General features: G+C 57.0%; 18 protein-coding genes and 1 tRNA gene. 9 read left to right on the top strand and 10 right to left on the bottom strand.

The genetic code is table 11. The annotated features are described in order from the left end of the window. Positions 1–23: 23 nt before the first annotated feature. From CDUR_RS04345 to CDUR_RS04320, 6 genes are all read right to left on the bottom strand, one after another. A complete protein-coding gene (locus CDUR_RS04345; protein WP_006061757.1) occupies positions 24–974 on the bottom strand; it encodes a Ppx/GppA phosphatase family protein in 951 nt (316 codons plus the stop codon). After that, the gene (locus tag CDUR_RS04340) at positions 971–1,528 is read right to left on the bottom strand and encodes a DUF501 domain-containing protein (protein WP_006061756.1); all 558 of its coding nucleotides are present in this window, start codon (positions 1,526–1,528) and stop codon (positions 971–973) included. The genes CDUR_RS04345 and CDUR_RS04340 overlap by 4 nt, the downstream gene beginning before the upstream one ends. Positions 1,529–1,542: 14 nt before the next feature. Continuing rightward, positions 1,543–2,112: a septum formation initiator family protein gene (locus tag CDUR_RS04335; protein WP_179417275.1), complete on the bottom strand. Its 570-nt coding sequence runs from the start codon at positions 2,110–2,112 to the stop codon at positions 1,543–1,545. 109 nt (positions 2,113–2,221) lie between these two features. Beyond that, on the bottom strand, positions 2,222–3,499 hold the full coding sequence (gene eno / locus CDUR_RS04330) for a phosphopyruvate hydratase (protein WP_179417274.1): 1,278 nt from the start codon (positions 3,497–3,499) through the stop codon (positions 2,222–2,224). A 199-nt stretch (positions 3,500–3,698) separates the two neighbouring features. Continuing rightward, the gene (locus CDUR_RS04325; protein WP_040358540.1) at positions 3,699–4,475 is read right to left on the bottom strand and encodes a lytic transglycosylase domain-containing protein; all 777 of its coding nucleotides are present in this window, start codon (positions 4,473–4,475) and stop codon (positions 3,699–3,701) included. A gap of 184 nt (positions 4,476–4,659) precedes the next feature. Next, positions 4,660–5,403 (bottom strand): MazG nucleotide pyrophosphohydrolase domain-containing protein, encoded by a 744-nt coding sequence (locus CDUR_RS04320; protein ID WP_179417273.1) that lies wholly within the window; start codon positions 5,401–5,403, stop codon positions 4,660–4,662. A gap of 67 nt (positions 5,404–5,470) precedes the next feature. On the opposite strand from CDUR_RS04320, the gene CDUR_RS04315 reads away from it, so the two are divergent. The 4 genes from CDUR_RS04315 (at position 5,471) to CDUR_RS04300 (ending at position 8,775) form a co-directional block, all read left to right on the top strand. Then, positions 5,471–6,961, top strand: a complete 1,491-nt coding sequence (locus tag CDUR_RS04315) for an amino acid permease (protein WP_179417272.1) — start codon at positions 5,471–5,473, stop codon at positions 6,959–6,961. A gap of 49 nt (positions 6,962–7,010) precedes the next feature. Continuing rightward, a complete protein-coding gene (locus tag CDUR_RS04310) occupies positions 7,011–7,943 on the top strand; it encodes an AEC family transporter (RefSeq protein WP_179417271.1) in 933 nt (310 codons plus the stop codon). A gap of 6 nt (positions 7,944–7,949) precedes the next feature. Then, positions 7,950–8,183, top strand: coding sequence for a hypothetical protein (locus tag CDUR_RS04305; RefSeq protein ID WP_179417270.1), 234 nt, complete (start codon positions 7,950–7,952; stop codon positions 8,181–8,183). A gap of 121 nt (positions 8,184–8,304) precedes the next feature. Continuing rightward, positions 8,305–8,775, top strand: a complete 471-nt coding sequence (locus tag CDUR_RS04300) for a hypothetical protein (RefSeq protein ID WP_006061747.1) — start codon at positions 8,305–8,307, stop codon at positions 8,773–8,775. 4 nt (positions 8,776–8,779) lie between these two features. Here the strand turns inward: CDUR_RS04300 and CDUR_RS04295 are convergent, their stop codons facing one another. The 3 genes from CDUR_RS04295 to CDUR_RS04285 all read right to left on the bottom strand — a co-directional run bounded on the left by CDUR_RS04295 (position 8,780) and on the right by CDUR_RS04285 (position 14,186). Further along, positions 8,780–9,655, bottom strand: coding sequence for a DUF4261 domain-containing protein (locus tag CDUR_RS04295; protein ID WP_179417269.1), 876 nt, complete (start codon positions 9,653–9,655; stop codon positions 8,780–8,782). Between the two features lie 19 nt (positions 9,656–9,674). Further along, complete coding sequence (mfd, locus tag CDUR_RS04290) at positions 9,675–13,361, bottom strand: transcription-repair coupling factor (RefSeq protein WP_179419020.1); 3,687 nt, start codon at positions 13,359–13,361, stop codon at positions 9,675–9,677. 150 nt (positions 13,362–13,511) lie between these two features. Continuing rightward, positions 13,512–14,186 (bottom strand): TetR/AcrR family transcriptional regulator, encoded by a 675-nt coding sequence (locus CDUR_RS04285; protein WP_179417268.1) that lies wholly within the window; start codon positions 14,184–14,186, stop codon positions 13,512–13,514. 179 nt (positions 14,187–14,365) lie between these two features. Between CDUR_RS04285 and CDUR_RS04280 the strand changes: the two genes are divergently transcribed. Next, positions 14,366–14,437, top strand: a tRNA-Gln gene (locus CDUR_RS04280). A gap of 185 nt (positions 14,438–14,622) precedes the next feature. On the opposite strand, the gene CDUR_RS04275 is transcribed toward CDUR_RS04280, so the two are convergent. Then, positions 14,623–15,450 (bottom strand): hypothetical protein, encoded by an 828-nt coding sequence (locus tag CDUR_RS04275; protein ID WP_179417267.1) that lies wholly within the window; start codon positions 15,448–15,450, stop codon positions 14,623–14,625. A 777-nt stretch (positions 15,451–16,227) separates the two neighbouring features. Here CDUR_RS04275 and CDUR_RS04270 point away from each other — a divergent pair. The 4 genes from CDUR_RS04270 to CDUR_RS04255 all read left to right on the top strand — a co-directional run bounded on the left by CDUR_RS04270 (position 16,228) and on the right by CDUR_RS04255 (position 20,530). Next, positions 16,228–17,100 (top strand): CAP domain-containing protein, encoded by an 873-nt coding sequence (locus CDUR_RS04270; RefSeq protein ID WP_179417266.1) that lies wholly within the window; start codon positions 16,228–16,230, stop codon positions 17,098–17,100. A gap of 129 nt (positions 17,101–17,229) precedes the next feature. Further along, positions 17,230–18,720 (top strand): bifunctional UDP-N-acetylglucosamine diphosphorylase/glucosamine-1-phosphate N-acetyltransferase GlmU, encoded by a 1,491-nt coding sequence (glmU, locus tag CDUR_RS04265; protein WP_006061739.1) that lies wholly within the window; start codon positions 17,230–17,232, stop codon positions 18,718–18,720. Between the two features lie 10 nt (positions 18,721–18,730). Beyond that, complete coding sequence (locus tag CDUR_RS04260; protein ID WP_006061738.1) at positions 18,731–19,708, top strand: ribose-phosphate diphosphokinase; 978 nt, start codon at positions 18,731–18,733, stop codon at positions 19,706–19,708. Between the two features lie 213 nt (positions 19,709–19,921). Then, a complete protein-coding gene (locus tag CDUR_RS04255; protein WP_179417265.1) occupies positions 19,922–20,530 on the top strand; it encodes a 50S ribosomal protein L25/general stress protein Ctc in 609 nt (202 codons plus the stop codon). Positions 20,531–20,586: the final 56 nt, after the last annotated feature.

Genomic DNA, 20,586 nt, shown 5'->3' with positions numbered 1-20,586 from the left:
TCGAGCCGGTAGCCCCGCCCAACCTACTCCCCGGCGAGTTCAGCGATGATCCCGTCGAGGATGTCTTTTTCCGAAATGGTCATCGTATGCACATCGGCTTCCTCGGCGAGCAGGGCCATAATGCCGTTGACCACCACTGCCCCACCTGCGATCACGTCAGCGCGACCTGGGTGGATGACTGGGTTGATAGAGAGTTGCTCCGAGGATTCCCGGATCAGCTGCGCGGTAAGTACACGGAGAGCGTCGAAACGCAGGACAGATCCGTGGATGGCGTGGGAGTCGTAGGTTTCCAAGCCCTGAGCAAGGGCGGATAGCGTGGTAAAAGTACCGGCGCAGCCCACGAGCGTGCGGGTCGAACCGATCGGGACGTCGGCACGCACACGAGCAAGCTGCTCCGCCACATAGGCGTCGGCCTGAGTGACTTCCTCCGCAGTGGCCGGGTTGGAACGCATGATGCGTTCACTGAGCCGGACGCATCCCATCTGCGCGGAGTAACTGCCACTGATCGGGCCGCCGTGGGAACCCACCACAAACTCGGTGGAGCCTCCCCCGAGGTCGACCACACAGAACGGCCCGTCCTCTGGGGGAAGATCAGCGACGGCACCTTTGAAGGAAAGCGCCGCTTCCTCCTCACCACTGATGATTTCCGCCTGCGCTCCCGGGACCACGCGCCCTAGTAGTTCGGCGGTCATAGCGAAAAACTCATCTTTGTTGGCGGCGTCTCGCGACGCCGAGGTGGCCACCATGCGTACCTTGTTCACACGCTCAATGTCCATGATGGTGGCGTAGCCTTCGAGCGCATTGGCGGTGCGCGCGAGGGCAGCGTCCGAGAAGTGACCCGTCTCGTCCACGCCTTCACCTAGGCGCACGATCTCCATAGTGCGGTGGATTTCTTTGATTTTTCCATCGGTGGAATCGCAAATGAGCAGGCGAATCGAGTTTGTTCCGCAATCGACGGCGGCGAGCCGGGTCATCGCCCGACCTCAGCGTGGGTGAAGTCAAAGTCCTCCAGGTTGATGCTCAGATCGGCGCAGGTGGGCCAGTCATCGGGCACGGCGGTGCCACGCAGCCCAGCATGATCAGCCGCCATGGCCACGGCTTCGGTCCCTAGCCGAAAATGCTGCGGCCCTTCCGCCAACGCATAGGCGATGAGAACGTGCAGGCATTTCACGCGATCAGGCATCCCGCCGCCGGAAAAGTCGGTTCCGAGGTCTTCAATGGCGTTGCGTTTGGCCAGGAAATATTCGTGGGCACGCTGATAGTCGGCTCGAAGTTCAGCATCGGTTTCTAGGCGCGCGGTCATCCACTTCATCACGTGCGCAACCTCCAACCGCGATGCCTCGGAGGTGAGTCGGGGGTCGGTGAGATAATACAGTGTAGGGAATGGCGTTCCGTCGTCCAGCTTCGGGGCGGTTTTTACCACACCCGGCGCGCCATCTGGACACCGGTAGGATATGTCGAGCACTCCACGTGGGGTGCGACCCAGTTGCGTGGCTACAGCGTCAAGGTCGGCTGCGGTAACTGTCATAGCCACACATCATATTAGGGCGCTTGGGTTGGTTCAATTGGCAGTTGGGTGCTCTGTTCAGGCTGTTGTTCCTCCTGCTGCTTGTCGACGCCCCCGAGCTTCAGGTCCGCATCAGAGTCGGCGATGGAGCGCCACACCGTGGTGTACCAGGCATCTGATTCGGGTTGGGCCTCCCCCTCTGCGGAGGTGACACTGGAATCACTGTCCATGGCGGGGTCAACGATACGGAATGCAGTTTCGCCTTCTTTGACCACGTTCAAGCGGTTACGGGCTTGCTCTTCGACGTAAGCTTTGGAGTTGTATTTATCCAGTTCAGCAAGAAGTTCTTCTTTTCGTTTTTCCTTGCTGGCAATATCCGATTGGGTCTGGGCAATGTCGCTGCGCTGCTGGAAGTAGTTGCGCAGGGGCAAAGCAATGCCAAGGAGGAGCAGAACAAGGACGATCACCAGGGTGAGGGTTTGGGCTGCACTGAAGGGCGCGGTTCGCGGAATAGCGGCCCCGGGCCTGGGTCCACGTGCGGAAGCATCTGTGCGTCGGCGTGCTACAGGGACGACTCGATTCCGCTTTTTTCCTGCATCCTTCATAGTTTCTTGATACTAGCGTGCGGGAGGCGAGGGCGTCGATAAGCGCGCCGGCAAGAAGCAGAGAAGCCGACCTTACCGGGTTCGGCGGGTCGGCTTCAGTGGTTAGTGTTTAGCCCTGGAAACGCGGGAAAGCGTCGCGGCCGGCGTACTTGGCGGCGGCACCGAGGGTCTGCTCGATGCGCAGCAGCTGGTTGTACTTGGCCACGCGCTCGGAGCGGGCGGGGGCACCGGTCTTGATCTGGCCACAGTTGAGTGCAACGGCGAGGTCAGCGATGGTGGTGTCCTCGGTTTCGCCGGAGCGGTGGGACATCATGGTGCGGTAGCCGTTGCGATGGGCCAGCTCAACGGCGTCGAAGGTTTCGGTGAGGGTACCGATCTGGTTAACCTTCACCAGCAGGGCGTTGGCGGCCTTCTTCTCAATGCCTTCACGCAGGCGGGCGGGGTTGGTGACGAAGAAGTCGTCGCCGACGATCTGCACTTTGTCGCCAATGGCGGCGGTGAGGGCGGTGTAGCCCTCCCAGTCGTCTTCCTGCAGCGGATCTTCGATGGAGACGATTGGGTAGTTGGCAATCAGGTCCTCGTACACCTTGGACATTTCCTCAGCGGTGTGCTCGCCGCCTTCGAAGTGGTACTTGCCGTCCTTGTAGAACTCGGAGGATGCGACGTCAAGGGCGAGGGCGACATCCTTGCCGGGTTCGTAGCCAGCCTTCTTAATGGCCTCCACGATGAGATCCAGTGCTTCCTTGGTGGAGCCAACGGAGGGAGCGAAACCGCCCTCGTCACCCAGGCCGGTAGACAGGCCCTTTTCCTTGATAACGCTCTTCAAAGCGTGGTAGACCTCGGCACCGATGCGTAGTGCTTCAGCGAAGGATTCCGCACCGATGGGGGCAATCATGAATTCCTGAACGTCCACACCGGAGTCGGCGTGAGCGCCACCGTTAACAATGTTCATCATCGGCACTGGCAGGACGTGGGCGTTCGGGCCACCAACGTAGCGGAACAGTTCCAGGCCAGCCGAATCAGCGGCTGCCTTGGCCACCGCAATGGAGGCACCGAGAATGGCGTTGGCGCCCAGGCGTGCCTTGTTCGGGGTTCCATCCAGATCGATCATGGTCTGGTCAACGAGGCGCTGGTCGTCGGCTTCGATGCCGCGCAGTGCGTCAGCGATCTCTTCGTTGACGTTCTCAACGGCCTGCAGCACGCCCTTACCCAGGTAGCGGTCACCGCCGTCGCGCAGTTCGTGGGCCTCATGCACACCAGTGGACGCACCGGAGGGGACGCCTGCTGCACCGTGGGAACCGTCATCAAGGAATACTTCACACTCGACAGTGGGGTTGCCGCGGGAGTCCAAAATCTCGCGAGCGAAAACGTGCATAATTCCAGCCACAGTGGCCTCCTAGCCAATTGAAGGATTTGTTGAATCTTCCTTTGCGCAACGGCCCGACGACTGTGTGAACTTGTGCCCGATCAAAAGCCCGATCAAAAACATTCAAACATTTGTCGTGCGTCACGCCTAGATTCAATTGTGGCACGGAATGCCTCGGCTTACGAGTGTGAGGCAGAAAAAGTTAGTAAAACCACTCGGTTTACCCAGCGGGTTGCTCCAGTGCATACGATGCCGCAGCGTTGCGCACATTCACCAGATACTCCGACGACGAGTTGTAGGAACGGATAGCCTCCGTCCACCCCTCGGGGGTGGACAAATCCCTGTTATGCGCGCACAACAAGTTCGCAGCAGAGAGAGCGGCATCGTCAATCTGGTTTGGGTTAGCGGTGCCATCACCATCCGCGTCACGCCCATAAATGCCCCATGAACCTGGGATAAACTGCATCGGCCCTACGGCGCGGTCAAATTCGGAATCACCATCAAGGGCACCGTGATCGGTGTCCTTGATTTCGGCAAACCCGGGCGACCCGTTGAGCTGAACCCCAATAATGGGCGGATCGATAAATCCGTTCGCGTCGATCTTGCTACCCCCGAAAAGTTTTCCCGAGTAGGTACCGTGGCGCGTCTCTACATGCCCAATACCAGCAAGTGTGTTCCATGTAACATGGCAGCTCGGCCAGCTCTCCTGAGCGATCAAGGCGGCGTTTCCATATGCCTTCAACGCATCAGAGGGGATACCCGTCTTCTCTGCAATCGGATCCGCCCAAAACGCAAGCTTCAACGACGTGCGACCCGATTCGTTGATATTAATATCCGGCACTGCGGCACCCGCCGCAGGCGGAACGTCCTGCGGAACGGGCTGCAAAGTCCGCGTCGGATTCGAAACATCAAGTGTGGATAGCAACCACCCCACCACAGTGATCACAAGCACAATCGCTAAAACCGAAGCCAGGCCACAACCTACAACACGCCGCACGACTATCCCAGCCCAGCCTTCCCTAGAAATATTTCAGTGAGTATTACTTGGCAGCTATCTCGGTGACTGTGCGCACCAACCAGAGCATTCCACCACTGTAGTACGGCTGCAGTACAGCAGAAACCCACAGCGAACGATACTACTTTTTCCTACAGGCAGCGACTGTTGATGCGACCTCAAGCAGCTACTCCTCCGGTTCTGCGGCTCCACCTCCGCCAGAGAAGTTGCGCTGCAACTCAGAGGTACGCTCTTGCTGCTCCACCTTTTCCTGCTCTTTCCCTTCCTGCCACAAACGCTTTTGCTCATCCACCGGGACAACACCCACCGAACCATCAAAAAGATACGGTTGGCGAGAACGCATCTTGTCCACAAACGCCTGCGCAACATCATAAATATTAAAGGAGCCGCGATTCTGCGCTACCTGCGCATGAAAGAGCACCTGGAGAAGCAAATCTGATAATTCGAGTTTGAGCTGATCCTCTGCACCGAGCTCATTCGCTTCCCACTCGTCGACAGCCTCCGCATACTCCTCCAATTCCTCCCGAAGGAAAGGCAACAACGTACGGTGAGTTTGCTCACTTTCCCACTGTCCGAGGCGCACAGCGTCCCGAATCACGCGAATTGCCTCCTCGATGCTGCTCCGGTTTGTTGACTCAACCTCAATCTGGGGGGACTCGTCACTAATAAAATACGAGGACAGCTCAATGAGCTCCTCACCTGCAGCAAGCCGGTTCTGCACCTCATCAGAACGCCGCTCGGTACTCACCAGCACCGGCGCGCCGTCCACAACATCTGCTCCTAGATCAGCAATTGCCCAGCGCACACGGATGGGCACCTCCTCGGTATATTCCACGCTACCCCGGAGGTGGACAACTAATTCAAGTGGTATCAACGTGGGCTGTCGTGGGTCTAGAAGCAGAACAGACATGCCCAAAGTTTAACGTGTTTGTCTGGGAGTGCTATTAAAAACCCCTTTTACCAACTAATGTGACAGCGTGACCTCATCTCACCCAGACACAACGAAAAAGACCCATAACGTCCGCATTTGGACCTTAGTGTCGCTCATCATCGGCTCCACAATTGGTACCGGAATTTTCGCACTACCCCAAAACGCGGCATCAGTGGCTGGTCCAGGCGCAATGCTTATCGGCTGGTCCATCGCTGGCGTGGGTATGCTCTCCGTCGCCTTCGTGTTCCAGATCCTGGCAAGCCGAAAGCCACACCTCGACTCCGGTGTCTACTCCTATGTACGCGCAGGGCTGGGTGACTTCGTGGGTTTCGCGTCGGCATGGGGCTACTGGATGGGCAGTGTTATCGCGCAGGTTGGATATGCAACCTTATTCTTTTCCACCTTGGGGCATTACCTCCCACTCTTTTCTGCGGAAAACCGCTGGGCCTCGGCGATGGCGGTATCACTTCTGACTTGGCTCATTTTCTTCGGCCTGACCCGAGGAATCCGCCAGGCGGCGTTTCTCAACCTGGTGACCACCGTGGCCAAGATTCTCCCCATTCTTGCTTTCGTGCTGCTCACCGCGTTTCTGGGGTTCAGCTGGGATAGGTTCACGATGGATTTCTGGTCGCACTCCTCCAACGTGTCGGTGATCGAGCAGGTGAAAGGATTCATGGTGTTTACCGTCTGGGCCTTCATCGGTGTGGAAGGGGCCAGCGTGTATTCAAAGCAAGCCCGCACGCGTCGCGACGTCGGCCGGGCCACCGTGATCGGTTTTACCACCGTGCTCGTCCTGCTCGTCACCGTGGCCACCCTGTCCTATGGTGCGTTGAGTCAGGAAGAACTGGCAGGTCTGCCCGATAACTCCATGGCCAGTGTCCTGGAAGCAGTAGTGGGACCGTGGGGCGGTGCCTTTATCTCTATTGGTCTGTGCCTTTCGGTGCTCGGCGCATACGTATCGTGGCAGATGCTCTGCGCTGAACCCATCACCCTAATGGCCTTGGACGGCCTGCTCCCCCAGCAGCTGGGACGCACCAACAAAGCCGGCGCACCATTCTATGCGCAGCTGGTATCCACAATTGTCATCCAGATCCTTGTCATTGTCTTCTTCCTCAACGAAACCACCTATAACTCCATGGTGCAGCTGGCCACGATGATGTACATGCTGCCCTACTTTTTCACCTCGTTTTACCTGCTGCTCCTCACCATTCGTGGGCGCGGCATCGCACACCCTGGTGCTGGCACGCATTTCGACGACTCCGGCCCTGAGGTTTCCTCGCAGGTAAACCGCAGGCACGAGGCCGTCGCGGCCATAGCTACGATTTATTCGCTGTGGCTGTTCTACGCCGCAGACGTCACATATCTGCTGTTCGGCGCACTATTGGTGATCCCCGGAATGGTCCCCTACGTCTGGACTCGCCTCCGCACCGGAAACAGAATATTTAACTCCTTTGAATGGTGCGTTGTAGCGTTGGTCGCGCTCGGTGGCGTGTGCGCCATTTACGGGTTAAGTACTGGAGTACTGAGCCTGTCTTGAGCCCGAACAGCCTCTCGGGGCGTCGTTAAGCACTAAAGGAGGCCATGCTGTGACCGGAGTCATCATCGGTTTTGCCATTATTTTCAGCATCGTTCTGGTTGGCTACATCCTGGCGAAGACGGGGATCATTGCCAGCGGATCCGAACGCCTGGTGCTCAACCGCATCGCATTCTACTCCGCGACCCCCGCCCTGGTTTTTATGGTGGTGAGCAAGGCTGATGTCGAAACGCTGCTGTCGCCTGTGGTGGCCGTGGCAGCCCTCTCGGCCATTGCCACCGCAGGAGTCTACGTTGCGGTGTCCCGGATCTTTTTCCGTCACGACGCCGCGACCACCTGCATCGCCGCAGCCTCATCCGCGTACGTCAACTCCAACAACATTGGGTTACCTGTGGGCATGTACGTCCTGGGAAATGGCAGCTATGTTGCACCGATTCTGTTGTTTCAAATGGCACTGTTCACACCCATTATTCTCGCGATATTGGCAGCAGCTACAGGGGATGGCAATCGGCATAAAGTAGCCCACATTATTCGCGGATCTTTGCTGAGCCCCATGGTGCTGGGGGCACTCGTGGGAATGGTGGTGAGCCTGCTACATGTGAACCTTCCAGACGCAGTGCTGAGGCCTTTGGAAATTCTTGGCGGAGCCTCTATTCCTATGATTTTGATCAGTTTTGGCGCGTCGCTTCATTCCAGCCGTGTGCTGGATACTCCCGAACAACGCGTTGGTGTACTTACGGCATCGATACTCAAGGTGTTAGGAATGCCAGCATTTGCTGTAGCCATTGGCGCTTTTGTGTTCCATCTTGACGGCGAGTTGCTCTACGTTGCCGCAATCCTCGCAGCATTACCCACCGCGCAGAACATTTACAATTACGCCGCTACCTACCAAAAAGGCACTGTCATTGCCCGCGATACCGTTCTAGTGACAACCTTTGCAGCACTCCCAGCAATGCTTCTGATCAGCCTTATGTTCGGGCGTTAATACGGTATGCACTCTCACATCACGCCACACAACTTCATTGACGGCACGGATGGCTTTGAGCGTGTGAAGTCCTCAGAGGATATTTTCATTCCGATTCGATCGAAGTTTTCTCGGCACGACACAATGAACGGGTACGTGCGCTACGAATCCTCCGTCATTTTTACCTACTCACCTGGGATTAAAAGCGACGACGACTGGTGGGGGCGTGGCCTTTTTGAGGTTACACAACCACCTCAATAGTGAGATATGCCGCAAAGACACGCCCGCGAGGAGTGCCAAAAATCAACGGCACCCCATCAAATAGTGCTTATAGTAGTTAGCAAAAAGTAAGAAGCTAATCTTCTATAAGGAGCTTTCCCTCATGGGACTTAACTTCGCAGGCTTTGTATGCAACCGCCGCCTCTCCGATGGCGACCTGGCTGCCATCGTCGGACATGCCATCACCGCTGATGGCACCGCGTCCTTTGAGGACGCGGCCTCCGCATTCCACGATCTTCAAAGTGTTGACGTCCTACACACGGAATCCGGCACGCTCGGACTCGTTGGCATGGACAGCATCCTCTCGCTCACACCCAGCTCCGACGGCGACATGTTCTCATTCCTCGTCTCTGACGTGTCCAACACCTACTACGGCCAGCTCAGCCGTGACGGCTCCGTGGTCGGCAAATCCGTCCTGGCCATGGGCAACGTTGTGGAACAACATGGCGATGCCGTGTTCACCGACGACTACGAGGAACGTAGCGAACTTGTGTGGAACTACATCCACAAGTGGACCGGCATCTCCCCTGAACGGGACTTAGAGCACCGGGAGCTGGTGCACTTCAGCTTCTAGCAGGCTACGCCCCTGGATCCTCCGTCGGTGCCGCGCGGTTACCCGCCGCGTAGGCACCAATATTAATATCAAGGACTTCCCTCGGCGGCCCTATCAGGGCATTTTCGTGCTGACAGCGGTAGTGGTGCTCGCACACCGTATCCCCATTCTGAATCACGTCGCCACTGTCCAAAAGGTAGTGAGCAAGCGGCCAGATATCTGATTCCACCTCGCCACGATCCACACTGTGGGCGTGCACCTGCACATCGGGAAGTCCGAACAAAAACAGCCCCAAAGAATCCATAACAAACTCATCCTGCTCGGATCCCGCAATGTTAAACGCCCGAACAGTGCACGCAAGGTTCAGTGGCGAGAACCTACTCTCATCCATGGAGCGAAGAAGCTCTGCGGCGTCGTAAAGATCACCGCAGTGCAGCACGTGCACAACATCGGGACTGTAGGTGGACACCATAGCGTGGATAGCGGCGGCATAGATGCTGAGCCTCAGCAACAGCGGGTAGTCCCCAGCCATGATGGCGGTGAACATTTCCGTCATGCCCATGGCGTAATTCATGGTGGCAAGCACTTCTTCTTCACGCCCTTTGATGCGCCACAGTTGCCCCGACTCCAGTGGCGACAATAAACCAGCTTTATCCTCTACCTCCCACATACTGCTGAACATCAGCATGGGTTGCATGGGCGCGTTGTAGGCTGCGGCCAAGCCGTCCAAAACAATCAGTTTGTCCTTACATGTCATGGGCCCAACATCGCAGCTGCGCGCTATGGCATCAGCCACCACGCGCGCATCCAGATGAAAATCCGGCTGTTCATTCCAATAGAACAACACGTGAAACGGTCCAAGCTCAGCTGGTTGTTCATCTATCTTTTGTCGGTGAAGCATACCGCTTAGTGTACGGAAACTAGCGGCGGCTCCTCCGTGACGTTCTGTCAGCAGTTCTAGACGGTTTCCCCTTTCCCTGCGCTCCGCCGACAGAAATCACTCGTTTCTGTGCGCCCTGGGCATCACGATCCCCGCCGCCAGTCACATCGATGCCATCGACGTCAAACATGGTGGCAATGAAATCCGCCACCCACTGCACCAAGTCAACATCGCGAAGCTGCGGGTCAGTGACATTACGGCCTGCTTTGGGGAACGGCAGCTGGATTGCTTTGGCTGCCGCGCGATATGTTGCACCCGGGAAGAGCCGTTTCAGCCGCACCTGTTGGGAATCGAGAAGTTCCACAGGGTGAACTTTGATGCGGGTTCCCTGCACGCCGACGTCGGAAAGCCGCGCCGCGCGCATGACATGCCGCAAGCGAGCGACGGCCAGCAGGCGGGAAACCTCCACAGGAATGGGACCGTAGCGATCTTCCATTTCTTCGACGGTAAGCCGCAGATCCGTTTCGCTGGTGGATTGCGCGAGCGCGCGGTACACCTCAAGGCGCAGGCGCTCGGAGTTGACATAGGTATCAGGAATGTGGGCATCAACGGGCAGGTCGACACGTATTTCTTTGGGTGCTTTATCAGCACCATCGACCACTTTGCCGTCGGCGAGCGACCGGAACGCCTCCACTGCCTCACCCACGAGCCGCACATACAAGTCGAACCCCACCCCGGCGATATGCCCGGATTGTTCCGCACCGAGAACATTCCCGGCACCGCGCATTTCCAGATCCTTCATGGCTACAGCCATGCCGGCACCGAGGTCGTTGTTTTGCGCGATTGTGGCTAAGCGGTCGTAAGAGGTCTCAGTAAGCTCAATGCCCTTGGGATACAGGAAGTAGGCGTAGCCACGTTCGCGGGAACGTCCAACACGTCCGCGCAGCTGGTGCAGCTGTGACAAGCCCATGTGGTGCGCATTCTCCACGATGAGAGTGTTCGCATTGGCGATGTCCAGGCCAGTTTCGACGATGGTGGTGCACACAAGAACGTCATAGTCGCGGGCCCAAAACCCCTGCACGGTTTGTTCAAGAAGATCCTCACTCATCTGGCCATGCGCCACCACAATGCGCGCTTCCGGAACTAGTTCCCGCAGCTCACGGGCACGTTTGTCGATGGACGCCACCTTGTTGTGCACATAAAAAACCTGGCCGTCGCGCAGCAGCTCCCTGCGTATCGACGCCGCGATTTGCTTATCCTCCTGCGCACCCACATAGGTGAGCACAGGGTGACGGTCCTCCGGCGGCGTGAGGATCGTGGACATTTCCCGGATTCCGGCCATGGACATTTCCAGGGTGCGGGGAATCGGGGTCGCAGACATGGTGAGAACATCCACGTGGGTGCGCAACGCCTTGATGTGCTCCTTGTGTTCAACACCAAAACGCTGTTCCTCGTCCACCACCACCAGACCAAGGTTTTTCCATTGCACACCGGTCTGCAGAAGTCGGTGAGTCCCAATGACAATATCCACGGTGCCATCGGCAAGCCCCTGCGTAATTTTCTTCGCATCTGCATTCGAGGTAAAGCGAGATAATCCCCGGATTGTCACGGGAAAACCATCCATACGCTGCTCAAACGTCGCCAGATGCTGCTGCGCCAACAGCGTGGTAGGAACCAACACCGCCACCTGTTTTCCGTCCTGCACAGCCTTAAAAGCAGCGCGCACCGCCACCTCGGTTTTGCCGTATCCCACATCGCCGACAATCACGCGGTCCATGGGCACGGCGCGTTCCATGTCCCCTTTCACTGCGTCGATGGCCAGCATTTGGTCCTCGGTTTCCACAAAAGGGAAGTTGTCTTCCATCTCCCGCTGCCACGGCGAGTCAGCAGCGAAAGCATGGCCCGGTGCGGCTTGCCGCTTAGCGTACAGTTCTACCAGCTCACCGGCAATTTCCCGCACGGCTGCGCGGGCTTTCTTCTTGGTGTTTTTCCAGTCAGACCCGCCCATTTTCGACAGGGTTGGCTTCTCCCCACCCACGTATCGTGACAGCATGTCCAGGCTGTCCATGGGTACATACAGCTGGTCCGCTGGTGCGCCGCGTCTCGACGGCGCGTACTCCAGCACCACATATTCCCTGCGGGAGGTTTCATCCCCCGTGTTGATGGTGCGCTCCGTCATCTTGACAAATCGCCCGATGCCGTGTGTCTCATGAACCACCAGATCACCGGTTTTCAGCGCCAGCGGGTCGACCTTGTGACGGCGCTTGGCAGGACGTCGTTTAGCGCCCGCGATATCGCCGACACGGTTGCCCGTGAGGTCTGTTTCGGTGATGACGATAAGCTGGCCGCCACTACTGTCAAACACCAGACCGGCGTGCGATAACGCCTGGTAAAGGGTGACTTCCCCACCGGTTGGTTGAGCACCCGGCGTGGCCACGCTAGTGGGGATTCCCTTGTCTGCAAAACGCTCCACCATACGTTTAATCGGTCCCGCGCCGGGCGCAATATAGGCGACCGGGCCGCCTTTCCGCGTGTGCTCCAGAAGCTCAGCCATCATGGCATCGATCTGTGCGACGTCACCGCGGGGCGCAGGTGCTGGCTGGAAAGCGAGCGGCAACGTATCGGTCTCGTCGGCGGCAAACATCCCCTCCGGGGCAAACGTCCACCAGGAATTACCTGCCTTCGTTGTGGAGATTTCCAGGGACTTGTAGGACCGGTACGAGCTGGCCGAAAGGTCCAAGCCCTCCGCAGCAACGGGGCCGCTCGCGCCCATGGCGGCGGCCTCCCAACCTGCGGCGAGGAATTCCGCGTCGGTGGCCTCCAGATCGGCGATGCGGGTACGGATTTTCTCGGGATCCAGCAGCACAACGTGCGTGCCCTGGGGCATCAGTGCGGGCAGTGGGGTGAGAGGGGCGTCGATAAGCGCAGGTATCAGTGCCTCCATGCCGTCGGCGGGGGTGCCATCGGCGAGCTTAGTGAGCAGTTCCACCAGCGTCGGATTGCCCGGGTGCTGCACCGCCAATTGTTGCGCGCGCCGCGAGACCTCATCGGTGACCAGCAGCTCACGGCAGGGATACACCTCAACGCGGGCCACCTCAATATCAGGGATGGTGCGCTGGTCGGCCACGGAAAACTGGCGAATATCGGTGACCTCATCACCCCAAAATTCAATGCGCACCGGATAGTCCAGCGTGGTGGGAAAAATGTCGATGATGCCGCCACGCGTAGCAAACTCCCCGCGCTTGCCCACCATGTCCACGTGACTATAACCACGAAACACCAGGTCACGCGTAATATCCTCAAAGGAATACTCACGATCCACCTCAACTACAAGCGGATCCCTGCCTGGTGCGCTGGACAGAATCGGCTGACAAAACGCACGGGCCGCCGCTACCACGACCTTCAACTCGGGAAGTTTATGCAGCACCTCCGCGCGCTGACCCACAATATCCACACCGGGGCTGAGACGTTCATGCGGTAGGGTCTCCCACGACGGAAACCACGCGACGCTCTCCCCCATCATTGCTCGCAACTCCGCCGTCACGTCCTCCGCCTCACGCCCCGTCGCCGTGACCAACAACACCGGCGCACGCTGCGCGATTGCCGCCACCGTCCACGGGCGTGATTGCGCAATGCCTGTGATGTGAAGATACGGCTCACCAATGTGCGTGAGCAGCCCCGTCAGCTTTGGGTCGGTGACTGCGGTGCTCAGCAAACCCGCAAGCATAGGTGTAGTGGCGTGTTTGGTGGTGTGCGAGGAATTCTGGGTGGACACCTGACCAACAATATACGATGGGTCAGACACGCACTGTTATGGGCTGTGAACTGGTCTTTTGCGCCGTGTCACTGCTACTTTCGCGCGGCTTCTCGACGTCCCTCATTCCCCGTCTGGCTCGACATCACCACCGTCATCTGGGGTAGCTGCCAGTGGTGTCGGATTCGTCACAGGTGCGGTAAGTAAATGCGGCTCCCGCTCCATCCGTGCCAAACCATTCCAGCACAGGTTCACAATATGCACTGCTACCTGCTCTTTTGAGGGCTGTCGAACATCCAGCCACCATTGCGCCGTCATTGATACCATTCCCACCAGCGCCTGACCGTAGAGGACCGCATGGTCGGAATCAAGGCCAGAGCGGATAAATGCCTGCTCAAGGATATGGGACACTTGGCCGACCGCCTCATTCAGCATGGTGGAATAACTGTGTTCCCCACCTGGTGAGACATCTCGAACCAGAATCTGAAAACCATCCGTATGCTCCTCCACATACGTCAGCAGCGCCAACACCGCTTGCTCAATGCGAAAACGAGAACGACCATTTTCCAAGGCAGCCGTGATAATGCCCTCCAGCCGCAACATCTCACGATCCACCACTACGGCATACAATCCCTCTTTACCCCCGAAATGCTCGTACAACACAGGCTTAGAAACACCAGCCCGAGCAGCAATCTCCTCCACACTCGTCCCCTCAAAACCGCGCTCCGCAAACACACCCCGCCCAATACTGATCAACTGTTCCCTACGCTCTTTACCCGTCATACGCTGCTTCACCATAGGTAACAGCCTAGCGGGGTTGGGGTTGTTGGTGATGGTTGTCGGTGGCGTGGAGGCGGTGGCGTGGAGGCGGTGGCGTGGAGGCGGTGGCGTGGGATCGCAGGTTGAAATTGCGCATCGCAGGCAATAGGGTAAAGTAGCTGAAGCGAGCAATGGAATCTTCCACACATGCTTTGCGGTTCCCCGTGGTGTAATTGGCAACACTCTGGTTTTTGGTACCAGCTTTCTAGGTTCGAGTCCTGGCGGGGAAGCAGACGAAAATACCCGCTGATCAGTGCTTTTGGTTCTGATTGGCGGGTTTTTTGCGGTTTTGGTGGGTTGCTGTGACCTGCGGTGTAATGAGGGTTAAGTGACTAGACCGGGACACACTTTCTGTCCATTAGCCCGGTTTTCGTGCGGACTGTCATCACATGAGCCAAAGTGTGACCGGGCAACATCATCCCCCTACCTGTCCCCTATTTTCTGCGCCTCGGGCCTTTTCCCATGCAGTAACACGCTTCATAGCGAGCATTTCCAAAGCTTGATACTCCTCGATCCATTGCTGCTTCACGGTTTCATCACGTAACCATTTTTCGTAACGCCCGCTGCGCCTATACACCTCTTCCATCAGGTTATATGCAGTCCCCTCCCAACACCCCACTTGTAGATAATGCCCATCCTCAGTACGCACAAGATTTACAGTCGCATCTTCACTCCCAATGCTAGTCAAAGTCATAACGTGTGTTTGCATCTCAACCCGCGCCGAACTGAAAATCTCAGCCCCGTCATAAACCCCAGCCGTACCGCCAACCCGAGCTAAGCCATAAACCCGAGCTGAGCCAGCAACTCGCGCCTGATCATAAATTTGAGCTTTATCATAAATCCGCGCGAATCCATAAACCTGCGCCGAGCCATAAATACAAGCCTTATCAAGCACTTCAGAACAACCATAAACCTGGGCTGAGCCATAAATACGAGCCTTACCAGAAACCCCAGCATATTCACGAACCCGAGCCGAACCAGCAACCCATGCGGATCCATAAACCAAGGCCGAGCCAGAAACCTCAGCAGAGTCAGTAATCCGCGCATTTTCATAAACTTTCGCCTCGTCATAAACCCACGCCAACCCAGAAATCTCAGCAGAGTCAGAAACCCATCCCCCAATGTCTCCTTTTTTCACTCGACGATCCGGCAAGTCAACTAACGCTCGAATTCGGCGAAGTCGATGCCCAAAATGATGCATCTCTTCTTCGGTGAACTCCCAATATTTATTTTCCGATTTCATTTCCTACCTTGCTTGCCACTTCCCCACAATTGTTCCATCTTTCCCATGCCAAACATTCATCTACCAATCAGAGTAGAAACAATATTAAGTTGGATATTCTTTTCGTTTATGCTTCACACCCCGCGGATTTCCCGTGCGGTTTCTAGTGGCAGCGGAAACATGTCACTCGCAAATCACCACCGCCCAAGCATAGCAAATTCGCTATAGGTCCAGCCAAGGCATCGCCCCCCTCGCACGCCACAAGTGTGACCATTGAGTCCATTGGTTGCAAACTCCACACCCACAGCCGCATACACGCCCAGATCGACACCTTGCCAGACCCAACATCCAAACAATCGAGCCGGTCAAATGACACCAGCAGAGATGCGATCGCCACCCCATCATCCACCACATAAAACGGGGCCTTATCCTTAAATTTAATTAAGTATTATCTTATCAAAGGCGCTCTTCAATGACAGAAAAGGGCGAAAATCCCGCAGAAACGGGCGCTTTCGGGGGTGTTTTTTACCCCCTTAACTACCGAAGAACACACAAAAACACATAGGTATCTACTTATCTATGTCCACCTGCAGTAATGATACCTCTCATTAACAAAGCTCAGGGACATAATCCCTGGACACCACTCGTGTGATCTTTTCACTCGCGGGGGTATTTTTTCAGGATTATCACATAAATGATTAATCTAATTTATGTAATTACGTTTTCGATCGATCCTAAAAACACTGGTCGAAGCGAAAACGCCCCATGAAGCAAGCCTTTCAATTAAGGAGGAACGACATGCTTCACCGCACTAGCCGTCGCAACCGCACCCGCATCCTGATAGCCGCAGGTCTGAGCCTTTCCATGACGCTCGGCCACAGCATCGTCGCCTCCGCCGAAACCCCTCACACGGTTCACTACAACCAGGTCGTTGCTCAGGCCGCTCCCATCAATCCCATCACCATTCCCGGCCTGCCGGTACAGCAGATTGATCCTAATTCCGCACGTCATATAGGTGCCGGACTTCCCAATTTTGGTCAACTTGGTCCGATCCTGGCATCGTTCGGCGGTGCTGCTATTTTTGCGATGCTCGCCTCACTCTTTGGCCGCAATAAGCAAAGCATCACCGCAAATCGGGGATCGCAGCCACGAGTCCAGGCCCCTGCTGCCGCACCGCAGCCCGCTCGTTCCACTCAACCAGCTCAACCTGCACAACCCCGGCAATCTGGCAATGACGCCACGAATGCAGGCCACTCCAGAAACAACTCCGGCACCTCCTGCGCGAGCGATAGCATCGTCCCGAATTACGGTGCATTGGCCACGGCTGATGCACAGGCAATTGTGCAAGAAACCAACCGCGTCCGTGCCGAACTTGGACTCTGCCCCGTCGTGTGGGACGAGGACTTAGCTGTTGGCGCGAAAGGCTGGGCCGACCACCTGGTGCGCATGGGCGGCTTCGAACACCCTGCTCACGGCAATTTTGGCGAAAACCTACTGGTCTCCAACCAGTATCGTCGACCCAATGCTCAGGATGCGCTGCAAAAGTGGATGAACTCCCCTGGTCACCGCAAGAACATTGTTGATCCACACATCACTAGGATCGGCGTGTCCATAGCTAAGCATGAAGGCAATATGCCCGGTGGCATCCTCTACGTCCAGCGATTCCGCTAAAGATTCTGCACTTCACCACCTCTAAATGTGGGTGACTCCCCAGTTGTTGGGTGTCACCCACATTCCTTATATATAGGCATCCGGTAGCGTGGAACTGGCATTGACATATGTTTTTATGATCGGAGTTCTATGGCTGACGATATTGCTGTCATTATTTTGGCAGCGGGCGCGGGTACGCGAATGAAATCTGCAACCCCGAAGATGTTGCATGAGGTTGCGGGGCGTTCCATGGTGGCGCACGCGTTACACGCGGCGGCGGGGGTGCATCCTCAGCATTTGATTGCAGTGGTCGGCCACGGCCGAGACCAGGTCGTTCCTGCTATTGCTCAGGAAGATCTGAGCGACTATGGGGTCACTGAGGTGGCAACCGCAGTTCAGGAAGAACAAAACGGCACGGGTCATGCCGTTGCCTGCGGGTTGAATGAACTGCCAGACGATTTTAGTGGCACTGTGTTGGTGACGACCTCCGATATTCCCATGCTCAACGCGGAAACACTGGCTGCTCTCCTCGCAGAGCACGACACTTTGCCGCGCGCGGCAGTGACGGTGCTGACCACGAACGTCGATAAGCCCACTGGTTATGGACGCATTGTGCGGACCGCTGACGGTGAGGTCATGGGCATTGTGGAAGAAAAAGACGCGACCGAGGACCAGCGCGCCCTTACAGAAATTAATTCCGGTGTGTACGCTTTCGACGCTGACCTGTTGCGTACGGCGGTGACCCAACTGGACACCAATAACGCCCAGGGCGAGTTTTACCTGACGGATGTGATCGGCATCGCCCGCTCCAATAACCGCAGCGTGCGCGGGCATGTGCTTGACGACGCCGCGCTGGTCGCCGGGGTCAACGACCGCGTGCAGCTAGCCATGATCGGGGCGGAAATGAATCGCCGTATCTGCGAACAGCACATGCGCGGCGGCGCGACCATCGTGGACCCTGCGTCAACGTGGATTGATGTGCAAGTGGAGGTAGGGCAAGACGTTATTATCCTGCCAAACACCCAGCTCAAAGGCACAACGCGGATTGCCAACAACTGCGAGATCGGACCGGACTCAACCTTGAAGAACATGATCGTTCGTGAAGGCGCCTCGGTGGTGCGCACGCACGGTTCCGATTCACAGATCGGCGCAGGTGCCACTGTTGGACCGTTCACCTATCTGCGCCCAGGAACCGTTCTGGGCGACAACGGCAAACTCGGCGGTTTTGTGGAAACGAAAAATGCACAGATTGGGCGTGGGTCGAAAGTCCCACACCTCACCTATGTGGGGGATGCGACGATTGGCGAGGAATCCAATATTGGGGCGTCTTCGGTGTTCGTCAACTACGACGGCGTTAACAAACACCACACCACTATCGGCAGTCACGTGCGTACCGGATCCGACACCATGTTCATCGCCCCTGTCACAGTTGGTGATGGCGCTTACTCAGGAGCAGGTACAGTAATTAAGGAGGACGTACCCCCAGGGGCACTGGTCGTGTCCGGGGGGCCTCAGCGCATCATTGAAGGTTGGGTTGTGCGCAAACGCCCCGGCACCCCCGCAGCGGAAGCAGCAGCCCGCGCCCTCGACGCTGACTCTACCCAAGCAGCTCCAACTGCAGACTCAACTCAGGAAGGTTAAGCAGACCACGATGACTGCTCACTGGATTGACAATCAAAAAAATCTCATGCTTTTTTCTGGGCGCGCCCACCCAGGACTTGGTGAGGCAGTGGCCAAAGAACTGGGAGTCAAGCTAACTCCCATGACGGCACGCGACTTTGCCAACGGCGAAATTTTCGTCCGCTTTGAAGAGTCAGTGCGTGGCTGCGATGCCTTCGTTCTGCAATCACATACCCAGCCGCTCAACAAATGGCTGATGGAACAGCTGCTTATGATCGATGCACTTAAACGCGGCTCCGCCAAACGCATCACCGCAATCCTGCCGTTCTACCCCTACGCACGCCAAGACAAAAAACACCGCGGTCGCGAACCCATCTCTGCCCGCCTAGTTGCGGACATGCTCTATACCGCCGGTGCCGACCGCATCATCTCCGTGGACCTGCACACCGACCAAATCCAGGGCTTTTTTGACGGTCCGGTCGATCACATGCACGCCATGCCGATACTCACCGACTACATTAAGTCCAAGTACCCGTTGGACAACATCTGCGTGGTCTCCCCCGATGCGGGCCGCGTGAAGGTCGCCGAAAAGTGGGCCAACACGCTTGGCGACGCCCCCCTGGCCTTTGTTCACAAAACCCGTAGCGTCGACGTGGCCAATGAAATTGTGGCAAATCGCGTGGTTGGCGATGTTTCTGGCCGCACTTGTGTGCTGCTGGACGACATGATCGACACCGGTGGAACCATTGCCGGTGCCGTTGGCGTACTTCGCGAAGCTGGTGCCGCCGACGTGATCATCGCCTGCACCCACGGCGTGTTCTCCGGCCCTGCCCGGGAACGCCTCTCTGGCTGCGGCGCCAAGGAAGTGATCACCACCGACACGCTCCCCCAGACCACAGAAGGCTGGGATAACCTTACCGTGCTCTCCATGGCACCACTCCTTGCCAAAACAATCCGCGAAGTGTTTGAAAACGGCTCCGTCACCTCACTGTTTGAAGGTCAGGCGTAGCTAGCTTTTCGTACTTTCTGCGTTTTCCCTCGCCTAGGACTGTGTGATAACCTCTATGAGTCTCGGCGAGGGCTTAACAGCCGTTATCGACGCGATTGTTTTTCCACAGGTCATACAGCCTGCGAAGACTCGACGAGTACATCATCGAGTTCGGACGCAGGCTTTTGTTGTGTCTGAACCCATCACACAGTAACAACCACCTGAGGAGGAACAATGTCCAACAAAGCCATTGACCTAGCCGCAACCCCACGCACAGAATTCGGCAAAGGTGCCGCCCGCCGCGCCCGCCGCGCTGGCCTGATCCCTGTTGTAGTCTACGGCCCCGGTTTCGAGCCGAAGCACATCAACGTCGAGCGCCTGGAATTCACCGCTATCGTTCGTAACCACGGCTTGAACACCGTGGTTAGTGTTGACATTGATGGCGGCAAGCAGCTGGCCATGATCAAAGCCGTTGACCAGAACGTACTCAGCCTGGAGATCGACCACGCCGACCTGCTGGCCATCCACCGCGGCGAAGAGGTCGAGGTTGAGGTCCCGGTTGTGTCCACTGGCGAGACCGGCCCTGGTGCCATGGTCATCCAGGAAGCCGACACCATCCGCGTCACCGCCGACGTTCTCTCCATCCCAGACGAGATCGCGGTGCCTCTCGACGGCCGCGAAATCGGCTCCCAGATCCACGCTGGCGACATTGCCCTTCCGGAGGGTGTCACCCTGGCTGACGATGCCGAGCTGCTGGTGTTCAACTTCGTCGCACAGTCCGGCTCTGTCACAGAAACACCCGATACCGAGACTGAGGCAGAAGCTACCGAAGACAGCGAGTAATCACTCTTGCGAAAACCCCCAGGCCGCCGGTCTGGGGGTTTTGGTTTAGAGGGCTA

This window comes from Corynebacterium durum, assembly GCF_030408675.1.
In the GTDB taxonomy this organism is placed as follows: Bacteria; Actinomycetota; Actinomycetes; order Mycobacteriales; family Mycobacteriaceae; genus Corynebacterium; species Corynebacterium durum.
This window is presented reverse-complemented; position numbering and strand designations above follow the sequence as displayed.

What these genes read in the sequence shown, in the direction of transcription:
- CDUR_RS04345 (WP_006061757.1), bottom strand. Translation starts at nt 974, where the DNA reads ATGACCCGGCTCGCCGCCGTCGATTGCGGAACAAACTCGATTCGCCTG.
- CDUR_RS04340 (WP_006061756.1), bottom strand. Translation starts at nt 1,528, where the DNA reads ATGACAGTTACCGCAGCCGACCTTGACGCTGTAGCCACGCAACTGGGT.
- CDUR_RS04335 (WP_179417275.1), bottom strand. Translation starts at nt 2,112, where the DNA reads ATGAAGGATGCAGGAAAAAAGCGGAATCGAGTCGTCCCTGTAGCACGC.
- CDUR_RS04320 (WP_179417273.1), bottom strand. Translation starts at nt 5,403, where the DNA reads ATGTCTGTTCTGCTTCTAGACCCACGACAGCCCACGTTGATACCACTT.
- CDUR_RS04305 (WP_179417270.1), top strand. Translation starts at nt 7,950, where the DNA reads ATGCACTCTCACATCACGCCACACAACTTCATTGACGGCACGGATGGC.
- CDUR_RS04300 (WP_006061747.1), top strand. Translation starts at nt 8,305, where the DNA reads ATGGGACTTAACTTCGCAGGCTTTGTATGCAACCGCCGCCTCTCCGAT.
- CDUR_RS04295 (WP_179417269.1), bottom strand. Translation starts at nt 9,655, where the DNA reads ATGCTTCACCGACAAAAGATAGATGAACAACCAGCTGAGCTTGGACCG.
- mfd (WP_179419020.1), bottom strand. Translation starts at nt 13,361, where the DNA reads ATGCTTGCGGGTTTGCTGAGCACCGCAGTCACCGACCCAAAGCTGACG.
- CDUR_RS04285 (WP_179417268.1), bottom strand. Translation starts at nt 14,186, where the DNA reads ATGGTGAAGCAGCGTATGACGGGTAAAGAGCGTAGGGAACAGTTGATC.
- CDUR_RS04275 (WP_179417267.1), bottom strand. Translation starts at nt 15,450, where the DNA reads ATGAAATCGGAAAATAAATATTGGGAGTTCACCGAAGAAGAGATGCAT.
- CDUR_RS04270 (WP_179417266.1), top strand. Translation starts at nt 16,228, where the DNA reads ATGCTTCACCGCACTAGCCGTCGCAACCGCACCCGCATCCTGATAGCC.
- glmU (WP_006061739.1), top strand. Translation starts at nt 17,230, where the DNA reads ATGGCTGACGATATTGCTGTCATTATTTTGGCAGCGGGCGCGGGTACG.
- CDUR_RS04260 (WP_006061738.1), top strand. Translation starts at nt 18,731, where the DNA reads ATGACTGCTCACTGGATTGACAATCAAAAAAATCTCATGCTTTTTTCT.
- CDUR_RS04255 (WP_179417265.1), top strand. Translation starts at nt 19,922, where the DNA reads ATGTCCAACAAAGCCATTGACCTAGCCGCAACCCCACGCACAGAATTC.